The following is a 16,707-nucleotide window of genomic DNA, read 5'->3' as shown; positions in this document are numbered from 1 at the left end:
CTCGGCCCGCCGCGCATCCGGTCGCGAAACGAGGATGGATCGGCGCATCGCACTCGGGGGAGGACGGATCGTCCTCTGCTGGGGAAACGTCCTCGATCTGGGACACGACCCGCGGCCGGACTACAGCTCGCGCGCGCCGTGCGTCTCGAGCGCCACGAGTGCCGGGCGCTTGCCCGCGCTCACGTGCAGCACGGTGAACTCGGCCGTGTGCAGCATCGACGCGCGGTGCGTGCGCTCCGACTCCAGCGCATCCGCGACGTGCACCACCGCGGTGACGATCTCGGGGATCACCGGCGCGTGGCTGCAGAGCACCGTGCCGCGGCGCTTGAGCACCGCCTTCGCGACGCGGCGCTCGATCTCAGCGCGGGGATGCTCGGGCGACTCCTGGCTGATGAGCGCGGTGAGCTTGGGCTCAACGCCCAGCAGAGCGCTGAGCGGCTCCACGGTCTGCACGCAGCGGACGGCATCCGAGGACAGGATGCGCTTCGGGCCGAAGGCCGCGATGCCCGGCGCGATCAGCTTCGCCTGCTTCGTGCCGCGCGAGGTGAGCGTGCGCTCGGCGTCCGCGCCCTCCCAGTCGAAGGGATTCGCGGCCTTCGCGTGGCGCAGCGCAATGATCGGGAACGTCTCGGCATGCCCGTTGGCGAGCCGCTGCGCGAAGCGCTCGATCACCTCGGCATCGTGCGTGTAGGTGCAGCGCGCCTTCGCTTCGGCCACCGGCAGCCACTCGAGCGCCAGGATCTCGTCGTTCGGCGAGAAGCTGGCGCTCGCGACCGTCTCCTCCGAGACTCGGGACTGCCAGTAGTAGACGACCTTGTCGCGGCCGTCGGGCAGCCGGTACTCGCTCTGCGGCAGGGGAGCACCGAGCGTGATCGGCAGCCCGGTCTCCTCCTCGATCTCGCGCACCGCGCACTCGGGCAGCGTCTCACCCGGGTCGAGCTTGCCCTTCGGCAGCGAGAAGTCGCGGTGCTGCGTGCGCTCCACGAGCAGCACGAGCGGCTCGCCGTCGACGAGGCGCCACACGAGTGCCCCGGCCGCGAGCACAGGCGCAGCCGGCGTCGCGGGCGTCACCGCGACGTCCGCTTGCGACGCTGGATCTGGATCATGCGGTCGCGGTGCAGGTCGTCGAGCAGCGTGCCGTCCTCGGCAGTGAACCTGCGCGTCCAGGTGCCGTCGGGCTCGCCCCACCAGGCGGCCGTCTTGGGCGACATGGCCTTGTCGAAGTGCTGCTGGATGTCGAGTCGGTGCTCAGAGCTCGTGAGCTGGATGAGCGTCTCGACGCGGCGGTCGAGGTTGCGGTGCATCATGTCGGCGGAGCCGATGAACACCTCCTCGTCGCCGTCGTTCCAGAAGGCGAACACGCGCGAGTGCTCCAGGTAGCGACCGACGATCGATCGCAGCGTGATGTTCTCGCTCAGCCCCGGCACGCCCGGCTTGATCGAGCAGATGCCGCGCACCCAGATCTCTACCTCGACGCCCGCGCGGCTGGCGCGGTAGAGCGCGTCGATGATCTGCTCATCGACGATCGAGTTGATCTTGAAGCGGATGCGCGCGGTGCGGCCCTCGAGCGCCGTCTGCGTCTCGCGCTCGATGCGGGAGAGTAGGCCCTTCCGCAGGTGCCTGGGCGCGACGAGCAGCCGCTGATACGACTTCTCCTTCGCGTAGCCCGAGAGCTCGTTGAACAGCCGAGTGATGTCGCGGCCGACCTGGTCGTTGTCGGTGAAGAGGCCGAAGTCCTCGTAGATGCGGCTGGTCTTCGGGTTGTAGTTGCCCGTGCCGATGTGGCAGTAGTGCCGCAGCCGGCCGTTCTCGCGCCGCACGATCATCATGAGCTTGCAGTGCGTCTTGAGCCCGACCATGCCGTAGACGACGTGCACGCCGGCCCGCTCCAGCTGCCTGGCCCAGCGGATGTTCGCCTGCTCGTCGAAGCGCGCCTTGATCTCCACCAGCGCCAGCACCTGCTTGCCCGCGGCTGCCGCGCGGATGAGCGCCGCCACCACCGGCGAGTCGCCGGAGGTGCGGTACAGCGTCTGCTTGATCGCCAGCACGTCGGGATCCTCGACGGCCTGCTCCAGCAGCGCCTGCACGCTCGTCGCGAACGACTCGTAGGGGTGGTGGACGAGCACGTCCTTGCGCGTGATCGCCTGGAAGAAGTCGGTGTCGTCGTCCTTCTCAGTGGGCAGGAACGCGGCGGCGGTCACCGGCACGCGCTTCGTGTAGTGCAGATCCGGCCGATCGATCTCGCCGATCTGGAACAGGCCCGTCAGGTCGAGCAGGCCCGGCAGCTTGTAGACCTCGTTGTGCGTGATGCCCAGCTCGTCGACCAGCAGGTCGAGGGTGTCGTCGTCGATGTCCTCCGACACCTCGAGGCGGATCGGCGGGCCGAACTTGCGCCGCGACAGCTCGTGCTCGAGCGCCTTGATGAGGTTCTCGGTGTCATCCTCGTCGATCGTCACATCCTCGTTCCGCGTCACCCGGAACACGTGGTGCTCGACGACCTCCATGCCCGAGAACACCTCGTCGAGGTTGTTCGCGATCAGATCCTCGAGCGCCAGGAAGCGCTGCGCACCGTCCACCCGCTCGAGCTCGACGAAGCGGGGGAGCACCGCCGGCACCTTCAGCCTCGCGAACTGCTCCTCGTACTCGCCCGGCACGCGCACGCGCACGGCGAGGTTGAGCGAGAGGCCGGAGATGTAGGGGAACGGATGCGCGGGGTCGACCGCGAGCGGCATCAGCACCGGGAAGATCTCGTCGTCGAAGCGCTGCGACATCTCCTCCCGCTCGGCGTCCGTCAGATCCTCCCAGCACTCCACCTGGATGCCGGCAGAGCGCAGCTCGGGCATGAAGTCGGTCTGCGCGGCGTTCGCGTGCCGCAGCTGCAGCTGGTGCGCGTGCTGCACGATCTCGTCGAGCAGCTGCTGCGCGGCCGTGCCGACGTTGGTCGGCACCGCGAGCCCCGTGGCGATGCGCCGCTTGAGGCCCGCGACGCGCACCATGAAGAACTCGTCCATGTTCGAGGCGAAGATCGCCAGGAAGCTGGCGCGCTCCAGCAGCGGGGTGTTGCGATTCTCGGCCATCTCCAGCACGCGCTGGTTGAACTCCAGCCACGACAGCTCGCGGTCGACGAACCGGTCGGCGGGTAGGCCGTCCTCGGTCGCGACCCCCTGCATCTCCGCAGACCAGGCGACCTCCTCGTCGAAGTCGTCGCGATCGAAGTCGGCCTCGTTGGCGTCGTGGAAGGCGCGCTCCTGCTCGAGCGTCCTGGGGGCGCGCTCGAGACGCGGCTCCTCTGGAGTGCCGGTCGCTGTCGTGGTGCCGTCGGTCATGGGGTCATTGTGTCAACTGCTGCTGGATGTCGTGTGCCGCCAGCGGACATCGATCGCCCACTGCTCGAAGCCCGACCGGCGGTAGAGCGCCAGCGCGGCCTCGTTGTCGCCCTCGACGTACAGGTGCGCGGCCGTCGCGCCCACCGCGCGCATCCGCACGAAGGTGGCGTCGAGCATCCGCCGCCCCAGGCCCGCGCCCTGCGCATCGGGGGAGACGCCGAGCACGTACAGCTCCGCAACATCGCTGCTGCCGTCGGGCTTCACCCACGTGAAGGCATCGAGACCCGACTGGCCCGGCAGCACGATGAGATTCGCGTCGTCGTGCCAGGGCTCGGCCATGCGCGCCTCGAGATCCGAGGGCGACATCCGCCCCTGCTCCGGGTGCGAGGCGAACGAGGCCGCATTCAGCGCGAGCAGCGCGGATGCGTCGCCCGGCTCGTACGCTCGGGTCCCCTCCGGCAGGCGGTCGTCGTCGGTGGTCGCCGCGGGCACCGGGGCGCGCAGCTGCAGCAGCGAGCGCACGTGGGCCATGCCGAAGCGCTCCGCGATCGCGCGCGCAGCCGGCAGGTCGCCGTGCGCCCACGCCTCGAAGTCGCCGAGCTCCTCCGTGAGCCGGGTCACGAGCGCGGTGCCGAGCCCGCGGCCGCGGTGCTCGGGGTGCACGGCCAGCTCGACCTCGCGCTCCGTGTCGCTGATGACGGCCAGCGCATCCGCGTCGCCGATCGCGCGACGCTCGCCGCGCCGCAGCTCGACGAGCGCCTGGTCGTTGAACGGCGGCGTGCCGTCCTCGGCGAGGCAGGCTGCGCCCAGCGCCTCGACGGGCTCGATCGCGGGTGTCGTCTGCATCAGGCCTCCAGCCGTTCGAATCGGTAGCCGACGCCGCGCACCGTGCCGATGAGGCTCTCGAGTGCGCCGAGCTTGGCGCGCAGGCGTCGTACATGCACATCGACCGTACGCGTGCCGCCGAAGTAGTCGTAGCCCCACACCTCGCTCAGCAGCTGCTCGCGGGTGAACACGCGAGCCGGATTCGCGGCGAGGAACCGCAGCAGCTCGAACTCCTTGAACGTCAGGTCGATGGGCCTGCCGTCGAGCCTCGCCTGGTAGCTGGGCTCGTCGATCGTGAGGCCGCTGGTCGAGATCGGGGCGGCCGCCCGCGCGACGGCGAGGGCCAGGCGGATGCGCGCGTCCAGCTCCGCCGGGCCCGCGTCGTCCAGCACGATGTCGGTCGCGCCCCACTCTGCGGTGACCGCGGTGAAGCCGCCCTCGCCGAGCACCAGCAGCACGGGCGCTGAGCCGCCCGCGAGCAGGCGACAGACCGCTTTCGCTGCGACGAGCTCGCCGACCGCATCCACGATCAGCAGATCGCCCTCCGGCGCGCGCGCCACGGCCTCCGCCGACGCCGGCACGGTGCTGATGCGGTGCTCCAGCAGCTCGAGGCTGGGCAGCACGCCCCGGTCGCGGCGGGTGAAGATCACGATGTGCGCCATCCAGCCCCCTGCCGCGCCCATCGTATTCCGCCGCGCGCCCGGCCCCTTCCGCTCACTTCCCTCCTCCTTCCCCGCCCTCGCCGACCGCAGGATTGTCGATTGCGGCTCGCAAGCGGGGCTCTTCCGAGCAGTTGGTGACATTTCTGCGCCACAATGGGCGCATGAGCAAGGCGACCTCCTGGCAGTGGGCCAGCGTGTGGCCCGTCTGGCTGCTCGCGGCGCTCGGTGCCGCGGCGGTGGGCGTGCTGACGCCGCTCGACGGCATCGTCTGGCTCCCGATCGTGCTCGGCACGTGCACCCTGGTGGCCTTCGCCATCCAGCTCGGCGGGCCGACGGTGCCGGGCCTCGTGGATCGGCTCGCGGCAGCGATCTTCGGCACGGTCGTGGTGCTCGCGGTGGCGAGCGCGATCCTCGTGCCCCTGACCGCGCTCTGATTCGCGGCTGCCTGCGCGGTTCGCCGCGCTCTGATCCGCGGCTGCCAGCTCGGTGCGTCCGGCTCTGATCCGCGCGGCTGCCCGCGCCGGTCTGCCGCTCGACCGCGACCACGGCCGCGCCGCCCGCGACCACGGCCGCGCCGCCCGCGCGACGCGCCGCACACCGATCCCGGCGATCGCCCGCGGGAGCCGCGACATCCAGCGACCGAGGGATAGGATCGAGCCATGGCCATCCCCATCGTCGCCCTCGAGATCTTCTACCTCGGTCTGCTCGGACTCGCGATGCTCGCCATCACCGGCGTCTCGTTCGTCGTGATCCGCAACCTCTTCCGGGGGCAGCGCTAGGCAATGCTCGAGCTCGATCCGACCCTCCCGGCTGAGCTGGGCCCGCTGCAGTGGCTCATCGGCACGTGGGAGGGCACGGGGGTGCTGTCGTTCCCGGTCGGCGAGCGAACGGTCGAGCAGGAGTTCGGCCAGCGCGTCTCGTTCGCGCACCACGGGCATCCGTACCTGGCCTACGAGTCCTACGCGTGGCAGCTCGACGATGAGCTCACGCCGCTCGCGGCCGAGAGCGGATTCTGGCGGCTGGCGCGACCGACCAACGAGGCCGACGCCGGGCCGGGCATGCTGCCCCCAGAGGGGCAGGCCGCGTACCCGGATGTCGAGGCGGTCGAGGCCCTGCGGCGCCCCGATGGCGCCTTCGACCTGCAGGCACTCATCGCGCACCCGACGGGGGTCGCCGAGCTCTACCTCGGCACCATCAACGGTCCGCGCATCGACCTCGCGACAGACGCGGTGCTGCGCGGAGCGAGCGCGAAGGAGCACAGCGCCTCCACCCGCATGTACGGGCTGGTCGAGAACCACCTGCTGTGGGCATGGGATCTCGCCGCGCTCGGGCAGGGGCTGCAGAGCCATGCCTCCGGGCGCCTCGCGCGCCGCACACCGAGCGAGGCGAACGAGCAGTGACGGCTCGCGACATCGCCGCCGGCATCCCCAATGCGGTGCTCGATGACGGCACCGGCCTGCCGCTGCACGTCGGCAATCCGATCGCCGAGCAGCGCCGCCTGCGTGCGGGCAGCCTCGTGCTGCTGCCGCGCGAGGTGCTGCGGCTCACGGGTCCGGACACGCTGCCGTGGCTCGACTCCATCACCAGCCAGTCGGTCGGCCACCTCGAGCCCGGAGCCTCCACCGAGACCCTGGTGCTCTCACCCATCGGCCGCATCGAGCACGCGCTGCGCCTGCACTGGACCGGGGATGCGCTCTGGGTGATCGTCGATGCCGGCACGGCCGAGGCGCTCGAGACGTGGCTGACGCGGATGCGCTTCGCGAAGCGGGTCGAGATCGAGCGCCCCGACCTCGTGGTCGTGGGCACCGCAGGCGACACCGCAGGCGAGCTCGCGGATGCCCCCCGGTGGGTGGACGGGTGGCCGGAGGTCTCGCCCGGCGGCATCCGCTACGGCGAGCCCACGGGGGAGCCGTTCGCCTGGTCGGAGACGATCCTGGCGCCCGAGCGGGCCGCGACGATCGCGCCCGACCGGTTCGTGGGCACCATGGCGGCGGATGCGCTGCGCATCGCCGCAGGCCGGCCGGCGCTCGCGGAGGTCGATGACCGCACGATCCCGCACGAGCTCGACTGGCTGACCACCGCCGTGCACCTCCAGAAGGGGTGCTACCGCGGGCAGGAGACGGTGGCGAAGGTGCACAACCTCGGTGCTCCGCCGCGCCGCATCGTGCTGCTGCACCTGGACGGCAGCCAGAACGCGCAGGTCGCTCCCGGCGACGAGGTGCGCGCGGGCGACAAGCCAGAGGGCGCCGTGACCTCGATCGCGATGCACGACGAGCTCGGGCCCATTGCGCTCGCGGTCGTGCGGCGCTCGACGCCCGCCGATCAGGATCTCGTCGTGCACACGGCCGAGGGCGTGGATGTCGCGGCCGGCCAGCAGCTGCTGGTGCCGCCGAGCGCGGGCCACGCGAACCGCCCGCCCCGCCTGCCGCGGCTCGGCGCCGTGCGCCGTCCTGCTGCCCCGTCGGCCGACTGACCCGCGTCGCCATCCAGCGCTCGCGGGCTCATGCCGGGGAGCGCCGAGCAATGAACGCGTTGGCTAGGCTGGCGATATGACTGAGCGCACCCTGATCCTGCTCCGCCACGGCCAGTCCGACTGGAACGAGAAGAATCTCTTCACCGGTTGGGTCGACGTGGGGCTCACCGCGAAGGGCGAAGCGGAGGCGAAGCGCGGCGGCGAGCTGCTGCGCGAGCGCGACCTGCTGCCCGATGTGCTCTACACGTCGTTGCTGCGCCGCGCGATCCAGACCGCGAACATCGCGCTCGACGCCGCCGAGCGCTCGTGGATCCCCGTGCACCGCTCGTGGCGTCTGAACGAGCGCCACTACGGCGACCTGCAGGGCAAGAACAAGGCCGAGACGCTCGAGCAGTACGGCGAGGAGCTGTTCATGACCTGGCGCCGGTCGTTCGACACCCCGCCGCCGCCCATCTCCGACGACAACGAGTTCTCGCAGGCCGGCGACCCGCGCTACGACGACATCGATGGCGAGCTGCCCAAGACCGAGTGCCTCAAGGACGTGATCGAGCGCTTCCTGCCCTACTGGGACTCGACCATCACGAAGGACCTCGACGCGGGCAGGACCGTGCTCGTGACCGCGCACGGCAACTCGCTGCGCGCGCTCGTCAAGCACCTCGACGGCATCTCGGACGACGACATCGCCGAGCTCAACATCCCTACCGGCATCCCGCTCGTGTACAAGCTGGGCGAGGACAACATGCCGCTGAGCGCGGGCGAGTACCTCGACCCCGAGGCTGCCGCGGCGGGCGCCGCCGCGGTGGCGAGCCAGGGCAAGCACTAGCCAGGGCAAGCACGAGCCGCGCGGCGGCCGATCAGGGCTGCCTACTCGGCGGGCTGCACCGGCTCCGGCGTGCCCTCGGCGTGGTCGTCGTCGGCGCCCACCCAGTCGCCGGTGGCGAGGTACTGCACCTTCTTGGCGATGCCGACCGCGTGGTCGGCGAAGCGCTCGTGGTAGCGGCTCGCGAGCGTTGCGTCGACGGTGGTGTGCGGCGCACCCTGCCACTCGGTGCCCAGCACGTGCGAGAACACGTCGCGGTGCAGCTCGTCGACGCGGTCGTCGGCGGTCTGCAGCCGCTCGGCCAGCGTCAGGTCCTGCGTCTCCAGCAGGTCGCGCAGCATCTTGGCGATCTCGATGTCCTGCCGCCCCATCTCGGCGAAGGTCGGCTGCAGCGACTCCGGCACCACCTGCATCGGGAAGCGGTACCTGGCCAGCAGCGCGATGTGGCGGGCGAGGTCGCCCATGCGCTCAAGCGACGCCGAGATGCGCAGCGCCGACACCACGATGCGCAGATCGCGGGCGACGGGGGACTGGCGGGCGATGATGTTGATGACGAGCTCATCGAGCGACGCCGCCTTGTCGTCGATGACGGGGTCGGTCGCGATCACCTGCTCGGCGAGCTGGACGTTCGAATCGCCGAACGCTCGCACGGCCGACTCGATCGAGACCACCACGTGGCCTGCGATGTCGACGAGGCGCTCCTGCACCTCGGCGAGCTCCTGCTGGAATACGTCGCGCATGCTGCTGCTCCCTCCGCTGTGCCTCGGGCTGCATCGGGCCGGGCACGTGTCGAACCCCGAGTGTTCCCCGGCCAGGTTACCGGCGGGTGGCCGAGGGCTGAACCGCGGGGGCGCTGTCCGACCAGGATACGATCAAGGCGTGGATGCGTCCTGGTATGTGCTCCTGGCGCTCCTGCTGGGGCTCACCATCGGCGGCGGATCCGCGGCGCTGCTCAGCATCGCGGCGCAGCGCGGCCGACAGGTGATGGCGATCGCGACCGAGCCGATCCCCGACGGCATCGCCGCGATGGTCGATGTGCTGGAATCCGCCGGCATCGTCTTCGACGGCTCCAACCAGGTCATCCTCGCCTCGCCCGGCGCGGATGCGCTCGACCTCGTCGACGGTCGAGAGCTGCGGTCGCGCGAGATCATGGATGCGGTCCGCCGCGTCTGGCGCACCGGCGAGGCCGAGGTGCTCGACATCGCCTACCGTCGCGGCCGCATCGGCGTCGGCACCGAGCTGCAGCTGCGCGCGCGCGTCGCGCCGCTCGGCAACCGATTCATGCTCGTGCTGGTCTCCGACCGCACCGAGGAGCTGCGCCTCGCGGGCGTGCGCCGCGACTTCGTCGCCAACGTCAGCCACGAGCTCAAGACGCCGATCGGTGCGCTGACGCTGCTCTCCGAAGCGATCGAGGCCGCGGCCGAGGATCCGGTCAGGGTGCGCGCGTTCTCGCAGCGCATGCAGGTCGAGGCCGAGCGGCTGGGCCGCATGACGAAAGAGCTCATCGACCTCTCGCGCATCCAGGCCGATGACCCGCTCGATGACGCCGAGCGCTTCTCGATCGCGCAGGTGGTCGACGTCGCGGTCGATCGCAACGCGGTGCTCGCCGAGGCCAAGCGGATGGTCATCCTGCCGCGGGTGCTCGATGACGCGCAGGTGCTGGGCTCCGAGGAGCTCGTCACGATGGCCGTGCAGAACCTGATCACGAACGCGGTGCAGCACTCGCCCGCCGCGACCCACGTCGGCGTCGGCGTGCGCGTCGTCGACGAGGTGGTCGAGATCGCGGTGACCGACAACGGAGCCGGCATCGCGCCGGAGGATCACGAGCGCGTGTTCGAGCGCTTCTACCGCATCGACCCCGCGCGGAGCCGGGTCACGGGCGGCACGGGCCTCGGGCTCAGCATCGTCAAGCATGTCGCCATCAGCCACGGCGGGGAGGTGCGGCTGTGGTCGCATCCCGGTCAGGGCTCCACGTTCACGCTGCGGCTCCCCGCCGCCGCAACCCGCAAGGAGATCGCATGACGCGCATCCTGATCGTCGAGGACGAAGCGGCGCTCGCCGAGCCGCTCGCCTACCTGCTCGAGCTCGAGGGCTACGAGACCGCGCATGCGGAGGACGGCATCCGCGCGATGCGGATGTTCGAGCAGCAGGGCGCCGACCTGGTGCTGCTCGATCTCATGCTCCCGGGGCGCAGCGGCACCGAGGTGTGCAGGCTCATCCGGCAGAGCTCCGGGGTGCCGATCATCATGGTGACTGCGAAGGACAGCGAGATGGACACGGTCGTCGGCCTGGAGCTGGGCGCCGATGACTACGTGACGAAGCCCTACTCGACGCGAGAACTGCTCGCGCGCATCCGTGCGGTGCTCCGACGCCGCGCTGTGGACGACGACGACGCAGTGGTCGAGATCGGCCGGGTGCGGCTGGACGCCGACAGTCACACGGTGCACGTCGCGGGCGAGCCGGTGGCGATGCCGCTGCGCGAGTTCGAGCTGCTCGAGTACCTGATGCGGAACGCAGGTCGGGTGCTCACGCGAGCCCAGCTCATCGACCGCGTCTGGGGCAGCGACTACGTCGGCGACACGAAGACGCTCGACGTGCACATCAAGCGCTTGCGGGCGAAGATCGAGGAGGACCCTGCGAACCCGACGCGCGTCGCGACGCTGCGCGGGCTGGGCTACCGCTTCGAGCGCTGAGCGCTACTCGGTGACCGGTCCGAACGTCTCGTAGCCGTTCAGGTCGGTCGAGATCGTGGGCACGCGGAGGCCCACGGCCTCGGCGCCATCCGCCTCGAACGCGACGTTCTGCAGCGAGCCGAAGGTGAGGTCGTCCGACACGGGCACGACGATCTGCTGCTCACCCGGGAATCCGAACGCAGTGACGCCCGAGGGCAGGCGCACCTGCTCGACCATGTCCTCGTAGCGCACCTCCATGAAGGTGGCCTCGCCCTCGTTCGTGAACGTCACCGCGAGGTTCATGGCGTCGCCCTCCGGGTCGCCGATCAGCATGACGTTGTGGGCCGTCACGGCGCCGGTGGTGCCCGAGACACCATCCGACGGGTCGTACTCGATCTGCGTCGCCTGGGGCGTGAGGATGTTGCAACCGGTCGCGGCGAAGGCGACGACGACGGCTGCGGCTGCTGCGGCGGCGATGCGAGGCTGCACGGGAACCCTTTCGACTCTGACGAGCGCTGCTGGAGGATGCGGCGCGGTCGCGACCGAGTCTAGTACGGGCGCGATCGGCGCATGCCACGGCCCGCGGGTTCGCGCGAGGCGTGATCCAACCACCTCCAGCGAGGCGCTGGCGAGCGACACGCTGTGATAAAATCAAGGTTCTGGCTATGACGAGGAGCATTCGATGAACTTTGAGGTCGGAGAGACAGTCGTCTACCCCCACCACGGCGCTGCGAAGATCACCGAGGTCAAGGTGCGCAAGGTGAAGGGCGTTGAGATGACCTACCTCAAGCTCAACGTCGCCCAGGGCGGACTCACGATCGAGGTCCCCGCTGCCAACGTCGACATGGTCGGTGTTCGCGACGTGATCGGCGAGGAGGGTCTCGACCGCGTGTTCGAGGTGCTGCGCGCCGACTTCACCGAGGAGCCGACGAACTGGGCCCGGCGCTACAAGGCCAACGTCGAGAAGCTTGCGTCCGGCGACGTGATCAAGGTGAGCGAGGTCGTCCGCGACCTCAGCCGCCGTGACCAGGATCGCGGCCTCTCGGCCGGTGAGAAGCGCATGCTTGCGAAGGCGCGCCAGATCCTAGTCTCCGAGCTGGCGCTCGCCGAGAAGACCGACGAGGATGCCGCTGCGGCGCGCCTCGATGCGGCGCTCGCCCCCGCGAGCTGACGACTCGGGCACTGCCCGCACAAGGAAGAGGCACCGACCCGCGAGGGCCGGTGCCTTTTCCGCGCGCCTGACGACGGTGCTGCGCGCACGTGATGGCGGGGCCGACCTACCGCGCTGCGCGCACCAGTCGCACGATCCCGACGGTCACCACCACGAGCATCCCCGCGAACCCCAGCGCGAGCGCCACCTGGCCAGGCAGGATCGCCCCGACCATTGCGCTGGCCGAGCCCACGGTGAGCAGCGCGAGCCCGGCGAACAGCAGCGCGATCGGCCACAGCATCCACACGAGCATCCGCTCGCCCTCCCGATACACGCGCTGCGCGTTCTGCTCGGTCAGCTGCACCGGATAGTTCGCCCAACGGGGCTTCGTCGACAGCCAGGCGAGCAGCGCCGTGAGCGCGGCCATGACCAGCGCGAGCCACAGCACGCTGGACTTGCTGCCCCAGCCGTCGGGACGTCCGGCCGCGTCGAAGTGCGTCGGCACCGTCTCGGGCAGCGCCGGATACTGCGCCAGCATCCACGCGGCGATCGCCGCCACGGCGAGGATCGCGAGGATCCGCAGCGCGCGCGTGACCGGATCTGTCGCGTAGCTGCGGGCGGGACGGACGGTGCGGGGCATCGCCACCGAGCGTATCCGCACCCGCTTAGGCTGGTGCCGTGACCGACAGCGCACTCATCGTCGTCGCCGCCGGCAGCGGCACGCGCCTCGGCCGCGGTGTGCCGAAGGCCTTCGCCGAGCTCGCCGGCGCGACCATCCTCGAGCACGCCCTGCGCGGCCTCGCGAAGGTCGACGCGGCGATCGTGCTCGTCGTCCCCGCGGGCTGGGAGGCGGATGCCGCCGCCATCGCGGCGCGCGCGGGTGTCGGCGGCGGTGCGGATGCGCGGGCTGCCCGCATCGTCGTCGGCGGCGCGACGAGGGCCGACTCTGTTGCGGCGGGCTTGGCCGCCGCAGGCGACGCGCACTGGGTGCTCGTGCATGATGCGGCGCGCGCGCTGCTGCCGCTCGCGCAGGTCGAGCGGGTGATGGGGGCGCTGCGCGATGGTGCGCGCGCGGTGGTGCCCGTGCTGCCGGTCGTCGACACGGTGCGCGAGGCGAGCGACGCGGAGCTGGGCGCGATCGTCGACCGCTCCCGCCTGCGCGCGATGCAGACGCCTCAGGGGTTCGACGCCGCGCTGCTGCGACGGGCGTACGCGGCAGCGGGCGACGCGCGCGGCGATTCCACCGATGACGCGCAGCTCGTGCAGGCGCTCGGCGAGCCGGTCGTCGCGGTCGAGGGCTCCGAGCTGGCGTTCAAGATCACGACGAGAGCAGACGCGCACCGCGCCGAGCTGCTGCTCGCCGACGAGGGGACCAGCATGAGCGAGCTGCCGACGAGTGAGATCAGGACCGGCGTCGGGGTCGACGTGCACGGCTTCGGCGGTGACGGACCCCTGCGGCTCGCGGGCCTAGAATGGGAGGGGCAGGGCCTTGCGGGCCACTCCGACGGCGACGTCGTCTGCCACGCGATCGTCGACGCGCTGCTGAGCGCGGCGGGGCTCGGCGACATCGGCGGGCTCGCCGGCGTCGACGACCCGCAGCATGCAGGAGCGTTCGGAGAGGTTTTCGTGCGCGCTGCGATCGCCCGGCTCGCGGAGCACGGCTGGACTCCGATGAACGTCGCGGTGCAGGTGCTCGGCAACCGCCCGCGCATCGGCCCGCGTCGCGATGAGGCCCAGGCCGTGCTCACCGCGATGGTCGGCGCGCCGGTGAGCGTCGCAGGCACCACGACCGACGGACTCGGAGCGATCGGCCGCGGCGAGGGCGTGCAGGCCGTCGTGACGGCCCTCATCCACCGCCGCCCCTCGTAACCCGAGCGACGTGCGGCGGGCGGGCGGGTTCCGCTCGTAGGTCGAGGAGCGGGCGGCTCCGTAGGTCGAGGAGCGGGCGGCTCCGTTGGTCGAGGAGCGGGCGGCGCAGCCGTCCGCGTCACGACGCTTCTATGTGTTTTGTCAAGCCCATGACGGCTTCGAGGTGTCGGAAGATGGCGCGGGCGACGTAGCGTTTGAGGATCCGTTTGATGGCTTTGGCGCCCTTGCCTTCGGTGGTGCGGCCGCCAGGCGGGCATGTCGTGACCAAGACACCCGATCACTCAGGGTCAGAGACCAGTAGAGCCACGCCCGACCATCACCGAAGCCAGCCTGCACCGATCACGGACCGGTATCCACCATTAGAGAGACCGGATGTCGCCCTGTCCTGTCTCGTGACGGCGGCGTCCCTGCGGGCCGCTGCCTCCTCGACCTGCGGGGGTTGCTCCTGCTCGACCTGCGGGGGTCGCTCCTCCGCGGCCCGCGCGATCGCCCACTAGCCTTGGGAGCCGTGACCGTGCGCATCTACGATTCGAAGCAGCAGGGCGTCGTCGACCTGCGTCCCCTGCGGCCGGGCACCGTGTCGATGTACGTCTGCGGCCCCACGGTGCAGTCGTCGCCGCACATCGGCCACGTGCGCAGCGCCGTCGCCTACGACGTGTGGCGCCGCTGGCTGACGCATCGCGGCAACGACGTGACCTTCGTGCGCAACGTCACCGACATCGACGACAAGGTGCTCGCGGGTGCGGTGGACGAGCCGTGGTGGGCGCTGGCCTACCGCGTGGAGCTCGAGTTCGCGGCCGCATACCGAGCCGTCGGTGTGCTCGCGCCGACCTACGAGCCTCGCGCGACCGCATCCGTGCCGGAGATGCACGCCCTCATCGCGCTGCTCATCGAGCGCGGCCACGCCTACCCGGCGCTGGACGGCTCCGCCGACGTCTACTTCGACGTGCGCTCATGGGCCGACTACGGCACGCTCACGCGCCAGTCGATCGACAAGATGGAGTCGGCCGCTGACGCCGGCCCGCGCGGCAAGCGCGATGCGCGCGACTTCGCGCTCTGGAAGGCGCGCAAGGACGACGAGCCCGCATCGGCGTCGTGGGCGTCGCCGTGGGGCCCTGGCCGACCGGGCTGGCACATCGAGTGCTCCGCGATGGCGCGCAAGTACCTGGGCGATGCGTTCGACATCCACGGCGGCGGCCTCGACCTGCGGTTTCCGCACCACGAGAACGAGCTCGCGCAGTCGAGCGCTGCGGGCCTCGGCTTCGCGCAGGTGTGGAGCCACAACGGGCTCGTCAACGTCGACGGCGAGAAGATGTCGAAGTCGCTCGGCAACTCGATCTTCGCCGCCGACCTGCTTCGCGCCGTTCGCCCGATCGTCGCGCGGTACTTCCTGGTGGCGTCGCACTACCGATCGACGATCGACCTGCGCACCGCCGACGGCAGCCTCGAGGGCGGCTCGCTCGCAGAGGCGGAGGCAGCGTTCGGCCGCATCGAGGCGATGCTCGAGCGCGCCGCGCGGGCGGGCGAGCTGCCCGACGCCGCGGTGCCGGATGCGTTCGGCGCGGCCATGGACGACGACCTGTCGACGCCGCAGGCAGTGGCGGTGCTGCACGACACCACGCGCAGCGCGAATGCGGCACTGGATGCCGGCGATCACGCCGCCTCGGCGGTGCGCGCGGGCGAGGTGCGCGCGATGCTTCGGGTGCTGGGGCTCGACCCCGCTGATTCCGTATGGCAATCTGGAGTGTCGGCCCTGTCCGGCGCCTCCCCGCACGCCATCGCCCTCGACCGGCTGGTCGAGATGCTGCTGGCCGAGCGGCGCGAGGCTCGTGCGGCGAAGGACTTCGCCGCCTCCGATCGCATCCGCGACACGCTCGCGGCAGCCGGGATCCTCGTCGAGGACGGCAAAGACACCACCACTTGGAGCATCGCATGAGCAAGGCGCAGCGCCCCGCGCGCAAGAAGGGCCCGCTGAAGGGCACCGGCGGCCACGGCCGCAAATCCCTCGAGGGCAAGGGCCCCACGCCGAAGGCGGAGGATCGCTCCTGGCACCCCGCCGGCCAGCGGAAGGCTGCGCGCGAGCGCTACGAGGCCGCCGCAGGCAAGAGCGGCCGCAAGCCCGAGCCGCCGCGCCATCGCAAGCCCTCATCGTCCAAGGACGACTCCGAGCTGGTCACCGGCCGCAACTCCGTGCTCGAGGCGCTCAAGGCGAAGATCCCGGCGACCGCGCTGATCCTCGCTGCACGGCTCGAGATGGATGACCGCGTCAAGGAGATCCTGTCGCTCGCGAACAAGCGCGGCGTACCGGTGATGGAGGTCATGCGGCCAGAGCTCGACCGCATCTCCGGGCACGACAGCGTGCACCAGGGCGTGGCGCTCAAGGTGCCGCCCTACAAGTACGCGCACCCGATCGACCTGCTGGAGACCGTGCGCGGTCGCGGCCAGAACCCGCTCTTCATCGCGCTCGACGGCGTCACAGATCCTCGCAATCTGGGTGCGATCATCCGCTCAGCCGCCGCCTTCGGCGCGCAGGGCGTCATCGTGCCGCAGCGCCGCTCTGTCGGCGTGACGGCGAGCGCCTGGAAGACGTCGGCCGGCGCCGCGGCGCGCGTGCCGGTGGCGATGGCCTCGAACCTCACCGCGACGCTCAAGGAGCTCAAGGGCGAGGGGATGTTCGTGATCGGCCTCGACGGCGACGGCGACGTGCCGCTGCACGAGCTGGAGCTGGCCGACGGGCCGCTCGTCGTGGTCGTCGGGAGCGAGGGCAAGGGCATCTCGCGCCTGGTCGCCGAGACCTGCGACGCGATCGTCTCGATCCCCATCGAGTCGATGACCGAGTCGCTGAATGCCGGCATCGCCGCATCCGTCACGCTCTACGAGGTGGCGAAGATCCGATCGCACCGCTGAGCC

The 16,707-nt window shown here is 70.9% G+C and carries 17 protein-coding genes; 10 read left to right on the top strand and 7 right to left on the bottom strand.

Translation table 11 applies throughout. From position 1 onward, the window contains the following. Window positions 1–120: 120 nt before the first annotated feature. From ACJJVL_RS00385 to ACJJVL_RS00370, 4 genes are read right to left on the bottom strand one after another with little or no spacing between them, the layout of a single operon-like run. A complete protein-coding gene (locus tag ACJJVL_RS00385) occupies window positions 121–1,071 on the bottom strand; it encodes an NUDIX domain-containing protein (protein ID WP_405216030.1) in 951 nt (316 codons plus the stop codon). Further along, a complete protein-coding gene (locus tag ACJJVL_RS00380) occupies window positions 1,068–3,326 on the bottom strand; it encodes an RNA degradosome polyphosphate kinase (RefSeq protein ID WP_405216029.1) in 2,259 nt (752 codons plus the stop codon). The genes ACJJVL_RS00385 and ACJJVL_RS00380 overlap by 4 nt, the downstream gene beginning before the upstream one ends. Before the next feature lie 12 nt (window positions 3,327–3,338). Further along, window positions 3,339–4,172: a mycothiol synthase gene (mshD, locus tag ACJJVL_RS00375; protein ID WP_405216028.1), complete on the bottom strand. Its 834-nt coding sequence runs from the start codon at window positions 4,170–4,172 to the stop codon at window positions 3,339–3,341. Further along, the gene (locus tag ACJJVL_RS00370; protein WP_405216027.1) at window positions 4,172–4,813 is read right to left on the bottom strand and encodes a winged-helix domain-containing protein; all 642 of its coding nucleotides are present in this window, start codon (window positions 4,811–4,813) and stop codon (window positions 4,172–4,174) included. Before ACJJVL_RS00370 ends, mshD begins: the two co-directional genes overlap by 1 nt. Before the next feature lie 161 nt (window positions 4,814–4,974). On the opposite strand from ACJJVL_RS00370, the gene ACJJVL_RS00365 reads away from it, so the two are divergent. The 4 genes from ACJJVL_RS00365 to ACJJVL_RS00350 all read left to right on the top strand — a co-directional run bounded on the left by ACJJVL_RS00365 (window position 4,975) and on the right by ACJJVL_RS00350 (window position 8,109). Then, on the top strand, window positions 4,975–5,247 hold the full coding sequence (locus ACJJVL_RS00365; protein WP_405216026.1) for a hypothetical protein: 273 nt from the start codon (window positions 4,975–4,977) through the stop codon (window positions 5,245–5,247). Window positions 5,248–5,595: 348 nt separating this feature from the next. Continuing rightward, complete coding sequence (locus ACJJVL_RS00360; RefSeq protein WP_405216025.1) at window positions 5,596–6,213, top strand: FABP family protein; 618 nt, start codon at window positions 5,596–5,598, stop codon at window positions 6,211–6,213. Continuing rightward, window positions 6,210–7,286, top strand: a complete 1,077-nt coding sequence (locus tag ACJJVL_RS00355) for a YgfZ/GcvT domain-containing protein (RefSeq protein ID WP_405216024.1) — start codon at window positions 6,210–6,212, stop codon at window positions 7,284–7,286. Before ACJJVL_RS00360 ends, ACJJVL_RS00355 begins: the two co-directional genes overlap by 4 nt. Before the next feature lie 76 nt (window positions 7,287–7,362). Further along, the gene (locus tag ACJJVL_RS00350) at window positions 7,363–8,109 is read left to right on the top strand and encodes a phosphoglyceromutase (RefSeq protein ID WP_405216023.1); all 747 of its coding nucleotides are present in this window, start codon (window positions 7,363–7,365) and stop codon (window positions 8,107–8,109) included. Between the two features lie 41 nt (window positions 8,110–8,150). Here the strand turns inward: ACJJVL_RS00350 and phoU are convergent, their stop codons facing one another. Next, on the bottom strand, window positions 8,151–8,846 hold the full coding sequence (phoU, locus tag ACJJVL_RS00345) for a phosphate signaling complex protein PhoU (RefSeq protein WP_405216022.1): 696 nt from the start codon (window positions 8,844–8,846) through the stop codon (window positions 8,151–8,153). A gap of 139 nt (window positions 8,847–8,985) precedes the next feature. On the opposite strand from phoU, the gene ACJJVL_RS00340 reads away from it, so the two are divergent. Both ACJJVL_RS00340 and ACJJVL_RS00335 read left to right on the top strand, forming a co-directional pair. After that, window positions 8,986–10,128, top strand: a complete 1,143-nt coding sequence (locus ACJJVL_RS00340; RefSeq protein WP_405216021.1) for a sensor histidine kinase — start codon at window positions 8,986–8,988, stop codon at window positions 10,126–10,128. After that, window positions 10,125–10,799 carry a response regulator gene (locus ACJJVL_RS00335; RefSeq protein WP_405216020.1) on the top strand — a complete coding sequence of 225 codons (675 nt, stop codon included), beginning with the start codon at window positions 10,125–10,127 and terminating at the stop codon, window positions 10,797–10,799. The genes ACJJVL_RS00340 and ACJJVL_RS00335 overlap by 4 nt, the downstream gene beginning before the upstream one ends. A 3-nt stretch (window positions 10,800–10,802) precedes the next feature. Here the strand turns inward: ACJJVL_RS00335 and ACJJVL_RS00330 are convergent, their stop codons facing one another. Then, window positions 10,803–11,267, bottom strand: a complete 465-nt coding sequence (locus ACJJVL_RS00330; protein WP_405216019.1) for a hypothetical protein — start codon at window positions 11,265–11,267, stop codon at window positions 10,803–10,805. Window positions 11,268–11,460: 193 nt separating this feature from the next. On the opposite strand from ACJJVL_RS00330, the gene ACJJVL_RS00325 reads away from it, so the two are divergent. After that, the gene (locus ACJJVL_RS00325) at window positions 11,461–11,949 is read left to right on the top strand and encodes a CarD family transcriptional regulator (RefSeq protein ID WP_405216018.1); all 489 of its coding nucleotides are present in this window, start codon (window positions 11,461–11,463) and stop codon (window positions 11,947–11,949) included. Between the two features lie 106 nt (window positions 11,950–12,055). Here the strand turns inward: ACJJVL_RS00325 and ACJJVL_RS00320 are convergent, their stop codons facing one another. Further along, window positions 12,056–12,568 carry a DUF1648 domain-containing protein gene (locus tag ACJJVL_RS00320; protein ID WP_405216017.1) on the bottom strand — a complete coding sequence of 171 codons (513 nt, stop codon included), beginning with the start codon at window positions 12,566–12,568 and terminating at the stop codon, window positions 12,056–12,058. 38 nt (window positions 12,569–12,606) lie between these two features. Here ACJJVL_RS00320 and ispD point away from each other — a divergent pair, with 38 nt between their 5' ends. From ispD to rlmB, 3 genes are all read left to right on the top strand, one after another. Then, entirely contained in the window at window positions 12,607–13,797 is a 1,191-nt protein-coding gene (gene ispD / locus ACJJVL_RS00315) for a 2-C-methyl-D-erythritol 4-phosphate cytidylyltransferase (RefSeq protein WP_405216016.1), read from the top strand. A 508-nt stretch (window positions 13,798–14,305) separates the two neighbouring features. Beyond that, window positions 14,306–15,733, top strand: a complete 1,428-nt coding sequence (gene cysS, locus ACJJVL_RS00310; RefSeq protein WP_405216015.1) for a cysteine--tRNA ligase — start codon at window positions 14,306–14,308, stop codon at window positions 15,731–15,733. After that, entirely contained in the window at window positions 15,730–16,704 is a 975-nt protein-coding gene (gene rlmB / locus ACJJVL_RS00305; RefSeq protein WP_405216014.1) for a 23S rRNA (guanosine(2251)-2'-O)-methyltransferase RlmB, read from the top strand. The genes cysS and rlmB overlap by 4 nt, the downstream gene beginning before the upstream one ends. The last annotated feature ends 3 nt before the right edge of the window (window positions 16,705–16,707 follow it).

The sequence above is a fragment of the Agrococcus sp. Ld7 genome (assembly GCF_045064095.1).
Classification (GTDB): Bacteria; Actinomycetota; Actinomycetes; order Actinomycetales; family Microbacteriaceae; genus Agrococcus.
The sequence above is the reverse complement of the archived record's forward strand: the minus strand, read 5'-3'. Positions and strand labels throughout refer to the sequence as shown.